Below are 18,958 nucleotides of genomic sequence, written 5' to 3'. Positions count from 1 at the left end.
CTAAATTATTTCATTGTTGGGAAGAGTAGGACGTCACGAATAGTTGTTGTATCTGTGAGGAGCATAACCAAACGGTCGATACCGATACCAAGTCCGCCTGTTGGTGGCATACCGTATTCAAGGGCTTCTACGTAGTCGTAGTCGATACCAGTCGCTTCGTCGTCACCAAGTTCTTTGGCTTTGGCTTGAGCTTCAAAACGTGACAATTGATCAATTGGGTCGTTAAGCTCTGTGAATGCATTGCCGTATTCTTTGGTCATGATGAAGAGTTCGAAACGGTCAGTGAAACGTGGGTCTTCAGCATTTTTCTTAGCTAGTGGTGATACTTCTACTGGATGTCCGTACACAAAGGTTGGTTGAATCAATGTTTCTTCGACAAATTCTTCAAAGAAGGCGTTGATGATGTGACCAACTGAAGTGAAGTGTTTTTCAACAGGGATATTTTTTTCTTTGGCAATGGCTTGGGCTTCTTCAAGAGTCATGTCTTTCCAGAAATCAACACCAGTGACTTCTTTAATCGCATCCACCATGTGCACACGTTTAAATGGTTTGTCAATAGCGATTTCAGTACCTTGATATGAGATAGGACCTTCGCCTTTAACAGCTTTAGAAACGTGTTGGATGATACCTTCTGTCAAGTCCATGATGTCATGGAAATCAGCGTAAGCTTGGTAAGCTTCGATAGAAGTGAACTCAGGGTTGTGAGTGGCATCCATACCTTCGTTACGGAAGATGCGTCCGATTTCGTAAACTTTTTCCATACCACCAACGATTAAACGTTTCAAGTGAAGTTCTGTCGCGATACGAAGCACCATGTCAATGTCTTGGGCATTGTGGTGAGTGATGAATGGACGAGCTGCAGCACCCCCAGCTTCATTGTGAAGGACAGGTGTTTCCACTTCTAAGAAACCAAGTCCATCAAGGTAATGACGGATTTCAGAGATGATTTTTGAGCGTGTTACGAAGCGGTCAAAGCTTTCACGGTTTGAAATCAAGTCAAGGTAACGTTTACGGTATTTGGTTTCAACGTCTGTCAAGCCGTGGAACTTTTCTGGAAGTGGACGAAGAGATTTAGACAAGTGAGTGATGTGAGTGGCTTTGATAGTCAATTCACCCATGTCTGTACGCATGATTTCCCCTTCAACACCAAGGAAGTCACCAAGGTCTGCTTTTTTGAAAATTTGGTAGTTTTCTTCTCCAACAGCGTCTTTGCGGACGTATATTTGGATTTGACCATCACGGTCTTGGATATGAGCAAATCCAACTTTACCCTTACCACGCTTAGTCATTAGTCGCCCAGCGATAATAGCTGTTTGGTTAATATCGTGAAGCTCTTCTTTGGTCTTGTCTGCGTATTTGTCTTTGAGTTGGCCAGAAGTAGCTGTGCGTTCAAAGCGTTTACCGAAAGGATCAATCCCTTGTTCAGCCAAATGTGCCATTTTTTCACGACGCACGATTTGTTGGTCATTTAATTCTTCGATGTGTTCGTTTGACATGTTTCCCTCCAAGTAAATAGTCTTTTCTATTGTATCATAAATCAAGCTATAATACACTTTATTTTATCGGCGAAGTTAAGAAAGTGTTTTCGTGTCCTTGATTGAAAATAAGGCTAAAAAATAGTATAATATGTGGCGGTAAATAATTAGAGAGAAAAGAGAACCATGATTACTTCAATTGTTTTTGACGTCGATGATACTATTTATGATCAGCAAGCGCCTTATCGTATTGCGGTTGAAAAGTGTTTCCCTGACTTTGATATGAGCAAGATTGGCCAAGCTTATATCCGTTTTCGTCATTATTCGGATGTAGGTTTTCCGCGCGTGATGGCTGGCGAATGGACTACCGAGTATTTCCGCTTTTGGCGTTGCAAGGAAACCTTATTAGAGTTTGGTTACCGTGAAATTGACGAGGTAACTGGTGTGGATTTCCAAGAAGTTTACGAGCAAGAGTTGGAAAACATTACCATGCTTAATGAAATGCGCATGACCCTTGATTTTCTAAAAGAAAAAGGGGTACCGATGGGCATTATCACTAATGGTCCAACAGAGCACCAACTAAAAAAAGTGAAAAAACTTGGCCTTTACGATTACGTTGATCCAAAACGTGTCATCGTTAGTCAGGCGACTGGTTTCCAAAAACCTGAAAAAGAAATTTTCAATCTGGCTGCTGAACAATTTGACATGAACCCTGCGACAACGCTTTATGTTGGGGATTCTTATGACAATGACGTCATGGGAGCTTTCAATGGTGGTTGGCATTCGATGTGGTTTAATCACCGTGGCCGTCAGTTAAAACCTGGTACTAAGCCTGTTTATGACGTGGCAATTGATAGCTTTGAGCAATTGTATGGAGCGGTGAAAGTACTCTTTGATCTTCCTGATAATAAATTCATCTTTGACGTGAACGATAAGAAAAATCCAATCTTGGAGTTAGGCATCAACAACGGCTTGATGATGGCAGCAGAACGTCTGCTTGAGAGCAATATCAGCATTGACAAGGTTGTGATTTTGCTTCGTTTGGACAAACAACAAGAAAAAGTCCTGCGTTTGAAATACGCTAGATAATCTAAAAAGACTCTTGAATAGCTTTCAAGAGTCTTTTTTTACTTATTTGTAAGAGGTGTCATTCCATTTGAGGCATGAAAAATGCTCAAAATCTTCGGTTTCCAAAATGGTCAAACTACCATTGTCAAGGCCGCCCTTAGCACGTAAGACAGCTGGTTCATAGCCCAGCAAAGTCCGAATGGAAGCCGTGAAATTTGCCCCGTGCCCCACCAGTAAAACATTTTGGTAGGGTTTGTCTTTTAAAAATTTGACGAAACTTGATACGCGTTTGGTGGTTTGATAAACCGACTCCGCTTCAAAAATGCTGTTGTTGAATTTGGCTAGGTTGTGGCGAAAAGCTTGCATTTGATGTGGATAAATGGCGCTGATTGTCGCAATTTTGTTGCCTTCTAATTTGCCGAGGTGCCATTCTCGCAAGGCTGGTTCAAAAGTGATAGTTTGTGGGTGCTGATTGCGTGACATGATGATTTGACAAGTGTCTTTAGCGCGTTTTAAGTCACTGGAAAACACGGCATCAAAGGAGATGTCTTGCAAATAATCGCCTAATTTTTCCAAATCATGAATGGATTCTTTTAGCAAGGGTGAATCGCCGTTTGCTCCTTGAAAACGTCCTTCAAGGTTCCATTGGGTTTTGCCGTGGCGGACAAAATAACATTTCATAAGGTCATTCTCCCATCTAACACTCAGTGTGACTAAGCTAATAAATCTGCAAATTGAGCATCGACAAAGTCAGCCAAGACTTGGCTATCAATGCGAATAGAGCGTCCAACTTCCCCAGCTGAAACAATCATTTGCCCTAATGTTAAAGCACTGTTGTCAATGAAAATTGGAAAATGGTGTTTTTGGCGAATACCAACGGGGTTATTTGCCCCATGGATATAGCCTGTCGTTTTTTGCAGGTCTTTTTGTGGAATCATGCTCACTTTTTTATTGCCAGATACTTTGGCAAGTTTCTTTTCTGACAGGTGCTCAGTGAGAGGAACAATCCCAATGACAGGACCTGTCTTGTCACCAGTTAAGGCTAGCGTTTTAAAAATATCTGATTTTTGAATGCCCTCAGGCAATTCTCCCTCAAGAGCGTTAATCGCTAAGCTATCGTGTTCAATGTGGGCTTTATCTAAAATTTGGTCCACTAAGGTTTTCTTCATTTTTGCTTTTTTAGACATCATTACCACTTTCTAATGTTAAGAGTAGAAGCGCAGGGCTCCTTGTTAGGTTTATTATAATCAATCTGTTAGCATTTGACAAATTCCCAAGAGATCACACAAAAATAAGACTAGGAATTTTCCTAGCCTTATTTATTGCTATCTTCTTTGTTGTCACTTTTATTATTACTGCCACCAAACAATTTTTTGTAAGTTGATTTTTTGTCTTTGGTCACGGCAATTTGATTTAAATCTAAAGGCGAATTAAAGCCGTTAAGGTAACCTTGCGACGTGTACTGATGGAGGTCATAATCTAAATCGGTCTGTGGTGCGGCATTGTAGTAGCCAGAATCAGAACCATAAGCAGGAATCCACACGGCATCAAAGCCATCAACAGAGATTTCTTGCTCATCCATGAAGTAGGTTCCAATGTAAATCCCAACCTTTTCGGCACCTAAACGTTTGAGCTCTTTAAGAAAAGCTTGGACTCCCTTATTCATGTCAGGCATGGTCGCCTCTTCAACGTCAACCCAGTAAAAAGTAGGCTTGTAAGGCGAAGCATTTTCATAGAAAGTCTTGGCCTCTTCCTTCATTTCTTTGACGCTTCTTCCTAAAGCATAACTATAAACCGCTACTGGAACGTCTCGTTTTTGTAGTTCTTTGATGTGGGTCTTAAACGATTTATCAATCCCAGTGGTATAAGCGGCGTTGCTATCTTTACTAATTTGTGATCCCCCGTACACACGAACGATAGCACCAGAAATATTTTTAGACAGAGTATCATAGTCAATTTCGCTTGGAAGTTGCCAACCAGAGATATCGATAATCGGATTAAGAACAAACTCTTTATCATTGTCAGTATCAGAAGTTGATGTAGTGGTACTCGTGCCACTCAAAGTCGGAATAGAAGCCTTTGCTGAAATTAACTGTTGTTCTTTTAGACTGTCTGAGTGCGTTTTACCGATCACGAGAAGGAGCCCTAAAAGGGCGAAGAAAACTACAACAACAATAGGTTTTATTCGTCTTCTCATTACTCATATTTTAGCGTAAAACGGTTTAAAAATCAAAACAATACGCTTTTGTAATACAATTGTCATATTTGCAATGACTTATGGGAATAAATGTCTAAATTTATACTGTCATGGCTTCGGTGTAGGCGATGATTTGGTCAACGGTTTGGCTTAAAAATTGGATGGTGTCGCGGAGTGGTTGGTCAGTTGAAATGTCTGCTCCGATTAATTTAGCCGTGTCAAGCGGTGTACGTGAGCCACCAGATTTGAGGAAGGTTAGCCAGTCTTGGGCACCATTTGGGTTTTGCTTAAAGTTCAAAAAGCCAGCCGTTGCAATCACAAGCCCTGCAGAATAAGTGTAGCTGTAAAGTCCCATGTAGTAGTGGCTTTGACGCATCCAAGTCAATGCAGCATCGTCATCAATGTCAATGGCATCACCCCAAAATTGGCTGAGAACCTCTTTCATAATGCGATTAAGTTGCTCAGCTCCAAATGTTTTGCCCTCTTCAATAAGGGTGTAAACACGACGTTGGAAGGCAGCCTCTAGCAGATGCGTGATGAAATTGTGAAAATAAGTATCTGTCAAACGGTGGGCTAAGGCAAAGCGTTTTTGACGAGGGTCATCGAACTGCTGTTCCAAATAATCGCTCAGCAACAATTCATTGAAGGTTGAAGGGGCTTCTACATAATAAGTGGACATGTGGGTATTGAAGTAGCTTTGATGGTTGTCAGAAAAGATAAATTGCCCTGAGTGACCAATTTCGTGAATCAAGGTATAGACATCTGACAAACGCCCTGTCCAGCTCATGAGAATGTATGGGTGAACCTTGTATGGGTCTGCAGCATAGCCGCCTGAATCTTTATTGGCATTAGCAGCAAAATCCACCCAGCGCTCTTCTTGGTAGCGGGCAACTTCCTGACTGTATTCCTCACCCAGCGGAGCAACGGATTTCATCACCAAATCATAGGCATCGTCAATGCTGACGTGAGGGTTTAAATCGCTATCCAAATCCAATTTCCAATCAGCAAAGGTCATTTTTGACAAGCCATTCACTTTTGCCACGTGTTTGAGGTATTTTTGTGCAATCGGCGCAAACTCTGTCATAATGAGATCAATTTGGCGGTCAAACATATCGCGGTCCACTTCTTGTTCGGCAAGGAGGTAGTCAAAAACAGAGTCGTACCCCCGCATATCCGCCATGATTTTTTCAGATTTGACCTGTGCCAAATAAGCACTTGCTGCGGCATTTTGGTGTTTTCTAAGCCCAGCTGAGAAAGAGCGGAAGGCATTTTCACGAACATCAGCGTCTTCATGATTTTGATAGAAATTTTCATAAGTGACAAAAGAGTTGCGGTAGGTTTTGCCATTCACTTCAAAATCGTCCATTTCAAAATCACCTGCACGCATTTTAGTGTAAATGTCTTGCGGTGCGTTGAAAACTTCGGCCAGATTAGTCAAGGTTTTTTCGACTTCTGGTGAGATAAAGTGTTTCTTTTGGATTTTAGCTTGGCGAATGGCTGCGCTAAAATGTGGGTTGGCTTCTAATTCGTCCAAGATAGCCAAATCAGCAGTCGCAAGAGCCGTATCAAAAAAGCTGAGTGCCACATTAGCCTTGGTCATAAAGTCTGCCCCTGCCTGTGCGATTTGGGCAAATGATTCATCGCTGAAATCCGTTGTCTGCGGCATAAAAGCGTAGTTATCGATATGGCTCATCTCGATGTAAATCTGCTCAATCTCATACAAAGCACGTGTAAAATCATCAGCAGTTTCCAAGCGTCCCTCGTAATTGCGCTTAAAGACGTTAATATCTTCTAATGTTTTTTCAATACTTCGTAAAAAATCCTCGCGGTCTTGATAGAGTGCTGTCAAATCCCATAATTCATTTTCAGGAAAATCCGAACGTTTTTTCAATTCCATAGGTCATCTCCAATCATTTTAGTTCTTATCCTCAAAAGTATATCAAAAATCTAGAGCTTATCCTAGTAGCACAGGCTATACAGCAAAAAGATTTAAAAAATCAGAAAATTTATAAAAACAAGGATAATCATTAGAAAATGGGTTACTTTTCCTTACAAAAAGTGGTATGATATAGGGGTACGTTTGTAACAAAGGATTCCAATCCAAACAAAAAGGAGTGAAGAGAGTGACAGTCAAAAAATTGGAAAATAATAACACTCGGTCGATAATGACAGAAGAAGTCAAAGTGTTAAAACAAATCCTTGACGATACAACCCATCAAATGGTTGGCGATGAGGTGTTTGCCAAAATTCAAAATATCGCCGACTTATCAGCAAGCTCTGAATACGTCAAACTTGAAAAATTAGTAGCTCAATTAACGAATGATGAGATGATCGTCGTATCTCGCTATTTTTCAATTTTACCACTTTTAATCAACATCTCTGAAGATGTGGATTTTGCGTATGAGATTAACTACCAAAACAACATGGGCAAGGATTACCTTGGCAAACTTTCTCTAACGGTTGACATGGTTTCAGAAAGCGACAACGCCAAAGAAATTCTTGAAAACGTGAACGTGGTTCCTGTATTAACCGCTCACCCAACGCAAGTGCAACGTAAAACCGTTTTGGAGTTGACCAACCACATTCATGATTTGTTGCGTAAGTACCGCGATGTTAAGGCTGGTGTTGTCAACCGTAACAAATGGTACACGGATTTACGCCGTTACATTGAAATCATCATGCAAACGGATATTATTCGTGAGAAAAAATTGACGGTTAAAAATGAAATCACCAACGTGATGGAGTATTACAATACCTCTTTGATTCAAGCCATCACAAAATTAACGTCAGAATACAAGCACTTAGCCGCTGAAAAAGGCCTTGATTTGGACAATCCAAAACCAATCACCATGGGAATGTGGATTGGGGGCGACCGTGATGGAAACCCATACGTTACAGCAGAAACTCTGCAACTTTCTGCCACTGTCCAAAGTGAAGTTATTCTTAACTACTACATCGAAAAATTAACAGGTCTTTATCGTACCTTCTCACTTTCTACAACTCTTACAGACATCAGTCCTGAAGTGGAAAAAATGGCTGAATTATCAACAGATAAATCGATTTATCGTGAAAATGAGCCTTACCGTAAAGCCTTCCATTACATTCAGTTGAAATTGATTCAAACCTTGTTGGAATTAAAAGCTGGACCAGGCATTTCACAACGTATCTTGGAAAGCAGCAACAACATTAGTTCTGGGGTTTACACAAGCACCAACAATGCTAGTGTTGTCAGCAAGTATTTGCAAGAGAAATTCTCTCGCGTGTCTTCTGAACTTCAAAATGAAATTCCAAGCTACAAAACGGCCCAAGAATTTAAAGATGATTTACTCTTAATCAAGCAATCATTGTTAGATAATGGCGATGAGGCTATGCTAACAGGTGATTTCAGCGAGTTGCTCCAAGCAGTTGATGTTTTTGGTTTCTACCTTGCAACCATTGATATGCGTCAAGATTCAAGCGTCAACGAAGCTTGTGTGGCAGAATTGTTACGATCAGCAAACGTTGTGGATAATTACAGTGAGCTTCCAGAAGAGGAAAAAATCAAGATTTTGCTTACAGAACTGACTGAGGACCCTCGTACCTTATCTTCAGCAAATGCTGAGAAGTCAGAACTCCTGCAAAAAGAATTGGCTATCTTTAAAACCGCTCGTTACCTTAAAGACAAGCTAGGCGAAGAAGTCATCAAACAACACATTATCTCACACACTGAAAGCGTGTCTGATATGTTTGAATTAGCGGTTATGTTAAAAGAAGTTGGTTTGATTGATAACCAAAAAGCGCGTGTTCAAATTGTTCCTCTCTTTGAAACCATCGAAGACCTTGAAAATTCACGTGGCATCATGGAAGAATACCTTGATTACGACATCGTGCGCCGTTGGATTGCAGCTAACAAAGGCTACCAAGAAGTCATGCTTGGTTACTCAGATAGTAATAAAGACGGCGGTTACTTGTCATCTGTTTGGACACTTTACAAGGCTCAAAACGAATTGACTCGTATCGGAACAGAACGTGGTATTAAAGTAACCTTCATTCATGGTCGTGGTGGTACAGTCGGCCGTGGAGGTGGTCCATCATATGAAGCCATTACATCCCAACCATTTGGTTCGATTAAAGACCGCATCCGCTTGACAGAGCAAGGGGAAATCATTGAAAACAAATACGGTAATAAAGACGTTGCCTACTACAACCTTGAAATGTTGGTGTCAGCAACCATTGACCGTATTGTAACACGCATGATTACGGATGCTAATGAAATCGATGAGTTCCGTGCAACGATGGACGACATTGTTAGCTATTCAAATACAGTTTACCGTGATTTGGTCTTTGGCAATCCGCATTTCTATGATTATTTCTTTGAAGCAAGCCCAATTAAAGAAGTTTCAAGTTTGAATATCGGTTCACGTCCAGCTGCTCGTAAAACCATCACTGAAATTTCAGGCCTTCGTGCGATTCCGTGGGTATTCTCATGGTCACAAAGTCGAGTGATGTTCCCAGGCTGGTATGGTGTCGGTTCTGCCTTCAAACACTTTATTGACGCTGATGAGGGTAACTTGGCGAAATTGCAACACATGTATGACAAATGGCCATTCTTCCATTCTCTCCTCTCAAATGTAGATATGGTTCTTTCAAAATCAAACATGAACATTGCTTTCCAATACGCTCAATTGGCTGAAGATGAAGACGTGCGTGATGTCTTTAACACCATTCTTGACGAATGGCAACTCACTAAAAATGTTATTTTAGCTATTGAACAACACGAAGATTTATTGGAAACCAATCCATCTCTTCGTGCCAGCCTTGATTACCGTTTGCCATACTTCAACGTCTTAAACTACATTCAAATTGAATTGATTAAACGTTTACGCCACGATGAGTTGGACGAAGATTACGAAAAACTCATTCACACCACTATCAACGGTATTGCAACTGGTTTGCGTAACTCAGGCTGATCATAAAGCAAGATGAAGCAGCACTTCTTGGTTAAGTCCAAGGGGTGTTTTTTTACTTTGGCTCAGACTTTGGCAAGACTTGCTAGACTTTTACTTTTTTTTAGCTTAGAAAGATGGTATAATGGCAGGTGGTTATTACATCCAGAGATCATATGTCTTAATAGGAGCGTTTATGAATATTTCGAAGAGGCATTTACTGAATTATTCAATCCTTGTGCCTTATTTAATTTTATCTGTGATTGGTTTGATTGTCATTTATTCGACCACAAGCCCATCCCTTGTCCAATACGGGTTAAACCCTTTTCGGTCAGTTCTTAACCAAGGAATGTATTGGGGCATCAGTTTAGCTGCTATCTTTTTCATTTATAAATTACGTTTAGACTTCTTGAAAAATCCAAAAGTCCTGACAACGACTATGATCGTTGAAGTTGTTCTCTTGTTAATTGCGCGTTTCTTTACGCGAACGGTTAACGGGGCGCACGGTTGGATTGTGATTGGTCCCATTAGTTTTCAACCAGCAGAATACCTGAAAATCATCATTGTCTGGCTGTTGGCTTATACGTTTTCACGGCGCCAGAAAGAAATTGAAATCTATGATTACCAAGCCTTGACCAAGCGGCGTTGGATACCAAGGCGTTGGAGTGATTTAAAAGATTGGCGCGTGTATTCGCTAGGGATGATTATGCTGGTCGCAGCACAGCCTGACCTTGGAAATGCAGCTATCATCGTTTTGACTGGCTTGATCATGTATTCAGTCAGTGGGGTAGCTTACCGTTGGTTTTCTGCTATTTTGATTACCGTCACGACCTTATCAGCTGGATTTTTAGGCTTAATCTTTGCCATTGGTGTGGAAACCATGGAAAAAGTGCCCGTCTTTGGTTATGTTGCCAAACGTTTCAGTGCCTTTTTCAATCCTTTTGATGACTTGACCAACGCAGGACACCAGCTAGCTCATTCTTACTATGCCATGAGTAATGGTGGTTGGTTTGGTAGAGGTTTGGGGAATTCCATTGAAAAAGGTGGTTATCTTCCTGAGGCGACAACCGATTTTGTCTTTTCCATTGTCATGGAAGAATTAGGTTTGATTGGAGCAGGACTTATTCTTGCTTTGCTGTTCTTCTTGATTTTACGTATTATGCACGTGGGGATTAAGGCTAAAAATCCTTTCAATGCCATGATTGCACTAGGAATTGGTGGCATGATTTTGATGCAAACCTTTGTCAATATCGGTGGTATCTCAGGCTTGATTCCATCAACAGGGGTTACTTTCCCATTCTTATCCCAAGGGGGAAATAGCTTGTTGGTGCTCTCGGTTGCCATTGGTTTTGTGCTCAATATTGATGCCAATGAAAAACGTGAAGAGATTATCAGAGAAGCAGAAGCAGAACTCCAAGCACAAAACACCAATCACCCCTATGCAGATAATGTCATTGATTTGGATCAATTGTTCCATAATGACTAAATGATTTTTTGACCAAAGCAAGTATTTTGTCTTGCTTTGGTTATTTTTTTGAAAGAAATAACATTGGGAAATCGCTTGATTTTAAGGGATTTACAGGCATTCTTGAAAATTTAGACGCATAAGAAATAGTTAAATGCTTGCAATTCCTTTATAATTTGATAAAATAGTAGGGTAAGGTTAGACTGTATTGCCTACCGTCTATCTATAAAATATATTTTATTGGAGGCTTTTACCCAAATGGCAAAAGAAAAATACGATCGTAGTAAACCACACGTTAACATTGGTACAATCGGACACGTTGACCATGGTAAAACTACTTTGACAGCTGCAATTACAACAGTTCTTGCTCGTCGTCTTCCAAGCGCAGTTAACCAACCAAAAGACTACGCTTCTATCGATGCTGCTCCTGAAGAACGCGAACGCGGTATCACAATCAACACTGCACACGTTGAGTACGAAACTGCTAAACGTCACTACGCTCACATCGACGCTCCAGGACACGCGGACTACGTTAAAAACATGATCACTGGTGCTGCCCAAATGGATGGTGCTATCCTTGTAGTAGCTTCAACTGACGGTCCAATGCCACAAACACGTGAACACATCCTTCTTTCACGTCAAGTAGGTGTTAAATACCTTATCGTCTTCATGAACAAAATCGACCTTGTTGATGACGAAGAATTGCTTGAATTGGTTGAAATGGAAATCCGTGACCTTCTTTCAGAATACGATTTCCCAGGTGACGATCTTCCAGTTATCCAAGGTTCAGCTCTTAAAGCCCTTGAAGGTGACACTCACTACGAAGACATCATCATGGAATTGATGGACACTGTTGATGAATACATTCCAGAACCAGAACGTGATACTGACAAACCATTGCTTCTTCCAGTCGAAGACGTATTCTCAATCACTGGTCGTGGTACTGTAGCATCAGGACGTATCGACCGTGGTACTGTTAAAGTCAACGACGAAGTTGAAATCGTTGGTATCCGTGACGACATCCAAAAAGCTGTTGTTACTGGTGTTGAAATGTTCCGTAAACAACTTGATGAAGGTCTTGCAGGGGACAACGTTGGTGTGCTTCTTCGTGGTATCCAACGTGATGAAATCGAACGTGGTCAAGTTCTTGCTAAACCAGGTTCAATCCACCCACACACTAAATTCAAAGGTGAAGTTTACATCCTTACTAAAGAAGAAGGTGGACGTCACACTCCATTCTTCAACAACTACCGTCCTCAATTCTACTTCCGTACAACTGACGTTACAGGTTCAATCGAACTTCCAGCAGGTACTGAAATGGTAATGCCTGGTGATAACGTAACTATCGACGTTGAATTGATTCACCCAATCGCCGTTGAACAAGGTACTACATTCTCAATCCGTGAAGGTGGACGTACTGTTGGTTCAGGTATCGTTTCAGAAATCGAAGCTTAATTTGAATTAACTAATTAAGTTCCCAGATAACAATTATTTAGTCAGATAGTAATTGTGGAGAGTCCCGTTAGGGGCTCTTTTTTTGTGACTTTCCTCTCTAAAAATAGTGTCGAACCTTTCAAACCTGCAGAAAATATGATAAAATAAGGAGTAAAAAAAAATAGAAGAGGTATGTGAAATGTCACGTAAACCATTTATCGCTGGTAACTGGAAAATGAACAAAAATCCAGAAGAAGCTAAAGCATTTGTTGAAGCAGTAGCTTCTAAATTGCCTTCATCAGAACTTGTTGAAGCTGGTATCGCAGCTCCTGCACTTGACCTTTCAACAGTTCTTGCTGCAGCTAAAGGTTCAGAACTTAAAGTTGCTGCTGAAAACTGCTACTTTGAAAATGCTGGTGCTTTCACTGGTGAAAACAGCCCTAAAGTATTGTCTGAAATGGGAACTGACTACGTTGTAATCGGTCACTCAGAACGTCGTGAATACTTCCACGAAACAGATGAAGACATCAACAAAAAAGCAAAAGCTATCTTTGCTAACGGTATGCTTCCAATCATCTGCTGTGGTGAAACTCTTGAAACTTACGAAGCAGGTAAAGCTGCAGAATTCGTAGGTGGACAAGTTTCAGCTGCTCTTGCTGGCTTGACTGACGAACAAGTTTCTTCACTTGTTATCGCATACGAACCAATCTGGGCTATCGGTACTGGTAAATCAGCTAGCCAAGACGACGCACAAAAAATGTGTAAAGTTGTTCGTGACACAGTTGCAGCAGACTTCGGTCAAGCAGTAGCTGACAAAGTTCGCGTTCAATACGGTGGTTCAGTTAAACCTGAAAACGTTGCAGCATACATGGCTTGCCCAGACGTTGACGGTGCCCTTGTTGGTGGTGCTTCACTTGAACCAGAAAGCTTCCTTGCTCTTCTTGACTTCGTTAAATAATCAAGAAACGTTGAAGCATAATAAATGGCCTGTTTTTAGCAGGTCATTTTTTTGTATCAAAAAAACCTTGGAAACCAATCTCCAAGGTTTTCTTTTATTGGCGTCCCAATAGTCTTTTTACTTGTTGGATGGCCTTGTATCTAAGCGGTCGAGGGTAATAGCGGAAAGTTCCCATCTTACGCGTGATATAGCCATTGTAGTTTTGTTTGAAGCGTAAAACACCATCTGAACCATCAAAATTTCCAGTGATACCAAGCAAATTATAATTGGTAATGCCGCGTTTGATGGCTTGCAACATAACGTATTCCTGAAGCAAGGCAGGTGCGTAGAATTTATTAAATTCTGGATAAGAGCCTGAGAATAGGTAGACAGCTTCTTGTTTGGTGTAAACAAAGAGGCTACCTGCCAAGGTTACGTGTTGTGTTCCGTATTTGGCAATAAATGCTTTGGCTTCTGCAATACGAACGTCAAAGGTGTCGGATTGGCTGGCTAATTCGCGCAGCTGATTTTGTTTCTTCTCAGAATGAGGATTTTTCTCCAAATCAGCTTTGAGTTTAGCTATTCTTTGCTTAAGTTTGCCTTGGTCATTTTCTAGATGATTTAGATAATCTTGAAAATTAAGGCTTGCTACCATAAATTCACAAGAATCCCCAAAACTGTCGTAAAAATCTTGATAATATTCAAGGGATTTGTCCATGTAATCTCGACGGTCTGAGGTGGCAGAAGTGATTTCTTTAAAAAGAGGCAATTCCTCTCGGTCAAGCTTTCTTAGCGTAATGCCAAAGGTCTTGGCTTTCTTAACCAATGGACGTCCTTTTTTGCTGAAGGATTTGAGCAGGGATTTGTCATCTAAGTCTGTCAAATCCTTGAGGTAATGCCAATCAGGTTCGCCACCAGGGTAGCCAGTCAAAAGCCCGTCATGCTGGTAACCAAGCGAGAGAAAATCCTCTAACAAGGCGGTTTGCTCTTGGTCAGTTGGCTTGCCATCGGTGTCGAATTGTTGGTAAGTGTCGTAGGGTTTCACCAATAATTCAAGGGCACCGTTTTCTTTGGCGTAGGTCTGCAATTCCTGATAAAAGGCTTTTAAATAGCGTTTATCGCGTGAAACGGGACCGGAATTGATTTCCATGTGCAAGCCCCCTGTCATTGGCAAGCTAAAAAGGATAGCAGCTACTTGCAATTGCCCTTGGTCTTTAAAGCCAAGATAGGCAACCTGATAACCACGTTTGCTGAGCAGCTCCGCCATTTCGCTAGATTGCATGAATGATTTGTAGGGAACGCTGTTACAAAAAGTCCTAAAAACGTCTTTTTCAATAATCTCAAGAGGCATTAATGGCCATTTCTCCTTTGTTTGCGAATGTTGTAAGCAAGGTTAGATAGCCCATAAAGAGCACGATTGACAGGAATGTTGAATTCGCCAATGAACTCTTCGATGGTTGGGTTGAAGTTTGTTTTAAATTTGGTTAAACCGTCGTCAAGTGTCCCTTCAACACCACCCATATTTGCCCAAATGATGCCATCAGCGTAGGCATCTTCAAAAGCTTTTGGATAGAGTGAATATTGTGGGTAGAATTTTTTGAATTCATCATTCATACCAGCGTAAAGCATTTCCATGACGTTGCCAAATGATACAGACAAGATACCTGCAATAATGAGTTCATCTGGGTATTTTTGAACGAATTCTTCAAATTCTGCAATGTATTTTGTGACAGAATTCTTTTGTTGGGTTAATTTGGTCAAACGTTTTTTCTGGTTTTCTTTTGTTTCTGCTAAATCTTTTTCAATTTGAGCAAGTTGTTCTTTGTATTCCGCTAGGCGTTTTGGTAAATTAACTTTGGCAAGGTGAAGGTAAGCATCATCACCGTAAGTTTCCATCATTTTGCGGAAATAATCTTCGTTACGAAGAGCAACCCCTTTACGATTTTCTGTAAGAGCAACGACGTCTGCAAAGGCTTTGACATCATCGATGCTTCCACGGCTAGTTATTACACCACGGTGAATCGCATCTTTCATCAAGCGTTTGGTGTGCTTAGGAAATGTTGCAGTCATGTCTTCTTGGGTATAGACATTGGCTTGGTAACGTGGTTGAATGCTTTCAGCAATCGTTGTTGTGCGTCCAGTCCATTCACAACCTGCAGCCTTCAAGTTTTCGATAGCCGTAAGGGTTTCTGCATTTTCTTCCACGTTTTCACCGATTTTGTATTGTTTGAGCAACAAAGCTGGGTCAATTTTGATGAAGAGGGCACGTTTGGTTTTTCCGAATTTTTTGAGTGAGTTGATGACAAAGGCAACTAATTCTTTGTCACTGTAATCCATAATGGGTCCGCGAGGAATGTAAAGCATGGTGAAGCCAAGTGGCAAGGATTTGATGAGAACAGATGCTGATGCCACTAATTGGCCATCTTTGTAGAAACCAAGACGTTCATTGTCCCAGTTGTCCTTGATTTTTGCCCAATTAGATGATTGCAACAGATTGGTTTGGTCACTTGCTTTGGCAAATTGGTCGTGTTCTTCAGCAGAAATGCCGATTTTATAGCTATACATTATTTTAAAACCCACTTTCTAAGGGCGTAAGCAACGCCGCTTTCTTCATTTGATTTGGTGATATATTTGGCAATTTGTTTGAGTTCTGGTGTGCCATTTTCCATGACAACAGGATTGCCGACTGCCTCCAACATGGCTCGGTCATTTTCAGCATCACCGATGGCCATTGTTTGGTCAAGGCTAAGTCCCATTTTTTCAGCAAGGTGTGTGATGGCATTGCCCTTGCTGGCTGTTTTGTTTAAGATTTCCAAATAAAATGGTGTTGATTTCACGATTGTGTATTTGTCGTAAAATTCTTGTGGGATTTTAGCAATAGCTGCATCAAGAATTTCAGGCTCATCGATAAACATCATTTTAATGATTTCCTTGTCGCCCATTTCTTCTGGTGTGCGGTAGTAAATAGGCATATTGACCAAGGTTGATTCGTGCACGGTGTATTTTCCAATGTTACGATTGGCAGTAAAAATCCCTTCTTTGGTAATGGCGTGCATGTGGACATTTAGCTTACGGCTGAGAAATTCAATATCAAGATAGTCATCATAGGTCATGACTTCTGTGATGATGTTCTCACCTGTGGCCGTGTCTTGCACCAAGCCACCATTAAAAGTAATGACATAATCGCCAGTGTCTTTTAAGTTTAAGTCGTCCAGTAAGGTCTGAACACCAGCAATCGGACGTCCAGTAGCGATAACGACCTTAACCCCTTGTTTTTTAGCGTCTCGAACAGCTTCAAAAACCTCAGGTGTGATTTTGCGGTCATTGGTCAGAAGCGTGCCGTCAATATCAACGGCAACTAGTTTAATTGACATAGAGTATGGTATCCTTTCTAATTAGAAGAATCTACCTATATATCTTACTAAAAAGTGCCGTATTTGTCATGGAGATTCTAACAGATACGTCACTTTTTCAGTTTTTAACAATAAGGTTAGTCGTGGTAAGCAAAATGGTCGTTGGTAATGTAACTCATAAATTGCTCTTTGTCCTCAGTAAAGAGGTCATTTGCCTGCAACATTTCCTTTGGAAAATAGAAACGTCTATCACCGTAAGTTGTGCCTGACAAGGTCTTAACGATAGGTGATACGGTTGATAATTCGATGATAGAGCCATCTTTGCGAATCATGTTAATATCTGTTCGTGGTTCTTTTTTTTCAGGGCGGTAAATGTCATAAGGCAAATCAAAATTGGCATGAATACCCGTGTAATACTTAGGGTCAAAACCAACTGAATCAATCAACTTCACCAAGCAATCCAAATGCTTTTCAGCTGTCTCATCAAAGGTGATGGATTTGAAAATTTTACGGTTGACAAATCGACTGGCTAAATCCGCTAAAATATCATCGTCAGAAGCCATCCAAGCTTGAAAATAAGTGTTCATCACGCCATCGTCTAAAGCCAGATAATCCGACAAATCCGCTCGATTTTCCAGAAAAGGAATGAGATTTGGAGCGGTTTTCTTAAAGAAATGGCTGTCTTTTTGATAAAGGCGTTTGGCTCGTTTCAAGAGATTTTGTAGTAAGACTTCCATGCCACGGCTGGCAGGGTGAAAATAAACTTGCATATACATTTGAAAACGACTGACAATGTAGTCCTCAACGGCGTGCATGCCATTGTATTCAAAGACAATACCATTTTTGACAGGACGAATGACACGCAAAATGCGGGTTAAATCAAATTGCCCGTATTTTGTGCCACTGTAATAAGAATCCCTAAGCAAATAGTCCATGCGGTCGCAGTCAATTTGGCTAGAAATCAGTTGCACCACTTGTTTATTGGGATAGGTGTGGTTGATGACACTAGCCACTTTTTCTGGAAAATCAGGAGCCACTCGTCGCAAAATAGCGTTGATTTCAGTATCAGGACTGGTAATGATTTCCTGAGTGAAGGCTTCATGGTCAGTGCCAAACAATTTTTCAAATGTGTGGGAATAGGCCCCGTGCCCCACATCGTGCAAGAGCCCTGCCACCATGGTTAAAAGATTTTCATCAGTGTTCCAAATGTCGGGAAATTTTTCCTCAAAAATCTCAGTAACACGCCTAGCAATGTCATAAACGCCTAGACAATGCGAAAAGCGGCTGTGCTCGGCACCATGAAAGGTAAAGGCTGTCGTTGGGACTTGCTTGATGCGACGCAAACGTTGAAATTCTGCTGTGTTGATAAGATCATAAACCACGCGGTGATTGACCGTTATATAATTGTGAATAGGATCACGAAATACTTTTTCATTCATGCTCCCATTATACCAAAAAACGACTGGAAACCCCTAATTAAAGCATGTCAGACTTCTGTGCCCAAAGTTGTCATTCCAAGCGTTAAAAGGTATAATGAAAGAGACTTATCATGTAATAGAAAAGAGGGATTTGCCAGATTGATGGAGCTGTTGATTTGGCAGATGAGAGGATTATGCAATTACAGATTCGCAATAAAATCATCATGGATAACGAGGTGGAGTGGGTTGACGAAAGCTATCCTGTTACCGTAACCCCAAAAAATCAATACCTTTATTTGACTTATGTCAATGAAGAAGATGAGAAAGTTATCATCAAGTGCAATCAAGAGGAATTGGTCATGACGCGTTTTTCCACACCAAAATCCATCATGCGATTTCATGCCCAAAACCCTGCGGTTGTCTTGATTCCTACGCCGCTTGGTATCCAGCATTTTAAAACAGAAACCAGCCATTATGTTTTTGACCCCGACAAGAAAAGTGTTACCTTGCATTATTGTTTAAAAGCCCTTGAGGGAGAGTCTGCTTTGGCTGATTACGAGCTAGAATTGCGCTGGCAATAAGGCTTTGAAATAGGGAAAGCTGGTTGACAAATGCCTTGAAAATTGGTATTATGACCATGTATCAAGGGAGTAGCAGACGGGGATTCCCGTGGCCTAGTCGTCAAT

At 41.0% G+C, this 18,958-nt stretch carries 15 protein-coding genes; 6 read left to right on the top strand and 9 right to left on the bottom strand.

Annotation, left to right across the window (positions count from 1 at the left end; all coding sequences use genetic code 11):
* Positions 1-5 precede the first annotated feature (5 nt).
* The gene (gene lysS / locus B3473_RS03165) at positions 6-1,496 is read right to left on the bottom strand and encodes a lysine--tRNA ligase (protein WP_154454180.1); all 1,491 of its coding nucleotides are present in this window, start codon (positions 1,494-1,496) and stop codon (positions 6-8) included.
* Positions 1,497-1,661: 165 nt separating this feature from the next.
* Here lysS and B3473_RS03160 point away from each other — a divergent pair, with 165 nt between their 5' ends.
* A complete protein-coding gene (locus B3473_RS03160) occupies positions 1,662-2,564 on the top strand; it encodes an HAD family hydrolase (RefSeq protein WP_154454181.1) in 903 nt (300 codons plus the stop codon).
* A gap of 42 nt (positions 2,565-2,606) precedes the next feature.
* Here the strand turns inward: B3473_RS03160 and B3473_RS03155 are convergent, their stop codons facing one another.
* The 4 genes from B3473_RS03155 to pepF all read right to left on the bottom strand — a co-directional run bounded on the left by B3473_RS03155 (position 2,607) and on the right by pepF (position 6,637).
* Positions 2,607-3,224 carry a histidine phosphatase family protein gene (locus tag B3473_RS03155; RefSeq protein WP_154454182.1) on the bottom strand — a complete coding sequence of 206 codons (618 nt, stop codon included), beginning with the start codon at positions 3,222-3,224 and terminating at the stop codon, positions 2,607-2,609.
* Positions 3,225-3,256: 32 nt separating this feature from the next.
* Complete coding sequence (locus tag B3473_RS03150; RefSeq protein WP_154454183.1) at positions 3,257-3,730, bottom strand: aminoacyl-tRNA deacylase; 474 nt, start codon at positions 3,728-3,730, stop codon at positions 3,257-3,259.
* A gap of 128 nt (positions 3,731-3,858) precedes the next feature.
* Entirely contained in the window at positions 3,859-4,740 is an 882-nt protein-coding gene (locus B3473_RS03145; RefSeq protein WP_154454184.1) for a glycoside hydrolase family 25 protein, read from the bottom strand.
* Positions 4,741-4,840: 100 nt separating this feature from the next.
* A complete protein-coding gene (pepF, locus tag B3473_RS03140) occupies positions 4,841-6,637 on the bottom strand; it encodes an oligoendopeptidase F (RefSeq protein ID WP_235280765.1) in 1,797 nt (598 codons plus the stop codon).
* 226 nt (positions 6,638-6,863) lie between these two features.
* Here pepF and ppc point away from each other — a divergent pair, with 226 nt between their 5' ends.
* From ppc to tpiA, 4 genes are all read left to right on the top strand, one after another.
* A complete protein-coding gene (ppc, locus tag B3473_RS03135) occupies positions 6,864-9,689 on the top strand; it encodes a phosphoenolpyruvate carboxylase (RefSeq protein WP_293651175.1) in 2,826 nt (941 codons plus the stop codon).
* Between the two features lie 172 nt (positions 9,690-9,861).
* On the top strand, positions 9,862-11,151 hold the full coding sequence (gene ftsW, locus B3473_RS03130) for a cell division peptidoglycan polymerase FtsW (protein ID WP_154454186.1): 1,290 nt from the start codon (positions 9,862-9,864) through the stop codon (positions 11,149-11,151).
* A gap of 237 nt (positions 11,152-11,388) precedes the next feature.
* Positions 11,389-12,585 (top strand): elongation factor Tu, encoded by a 1,197-nt coding sequence (gene tuf / locus B3473_RS03125; protein ID WP_154454187.1) that lies wholly within the window; start codon positions 11,389-11,391, stop codon positions 12,583-12,585.
* 178 nt (positions 12,586-12,763) lie between these two features.
* Positions 12,764-13,522, top strand: coding sequence for a triose-phosphate isomerase (gene tpiA / locus B3473_RS03120; RefSeq protein WP_154454188.1), 759 nt, complete (start codon positions 12,764-12,766; stop codon positions 13,520-13,522).
* A gap of 94 nt (positions 13,523-13,616) precedes the next feature.
* Here tpiA and B3473_RS03115 read toward each other — a convergent pair whose 3' ends face one another.
* The 4 genes from B3473_RS03115 to B3473_RS03100 all read right to left on the bottom strand — a co-directional run bounded on the left by B3473_RS03115 (position 13,617) and on the right by B3473_RS03100 (position 18,293).
* Complete coding sequence (locus B3473_RS03115; protein WP_154454189.1) at positions 13,617-14,852, bottom strand: aminoacyltransferase; 1,236 nt, start codon at positions 14,850-14,852, stop codon at positions 13,617-13,619.
* Entirely contained in the window at positions 14,852-16,066 is a 1,215-nt protein-coding gene (locus B3473_RS03110) for an aminoacyltransferase (RefSeq protein WP_154454190.1), read from the bottom strand. The genes B3473_RS03115 and B3473_RS03110 overlap by 1 nt, the downstream gene beginning before the upstream one ends.
* The gene (gene yidA, locus B3473_RS03105) at positions 16,066-16,875 is read right to left on the bottom strand and encodes a sugar-phosphatase (protein WP_168260527.1); all 810 of its coding nucleotides are present in this window, start codon (positions 16,873-16,875) and stop codon (positions 16,066-16,068) included. The genes B3473_RS03110 and yidA overlap by 1 nt, the downstream gene beginning before the upstream one ends.
* Positions 16,876-16,991: 116 nt before the next feature.
* Positions 16,992-18,293 carry an HD domain-containing protein gene (locus B3473_RS03100; protein ID WP_264879798.1) on the bottom strand — a complete coding sequence of 434 codons (1,302 nt, stop codon included), beginning with the start codon at positions 18,291-18,293 and terminating at the stop codon, positions 16,992-16,994.
* 173 nt (positions 18,294-18,466) lie between these two features.
* Here B3473_RS03100 and B3473_RS03095 point away from each other — a divergent pair, with 173 nt between their 5' ends.
* Complete coding sequence (locus B3473_RS03095) at positions 18,467-18,853, top strand: DUF1934 domain-containing protein (protein WP_154454193.1); 387 nt, start codon at positions 18,467-18,469, stop codon at positions 18,851-18,853.
* Positions 18,854-18,958 lie beyond the last annotated feature (105 nt).

The organism is Streptococcus sp. UBA632 (assembly GCF_002300045.1).
Classification (GTDB): Bacteria; Bacillota; Bacilli; order Lactobacillales; family Streptococcaceae; genus Streptococcus; species Streptococcus alactolyticus.
This window is presented reverse-complemented; position numbering and strand designations above follow the sequence as displayed.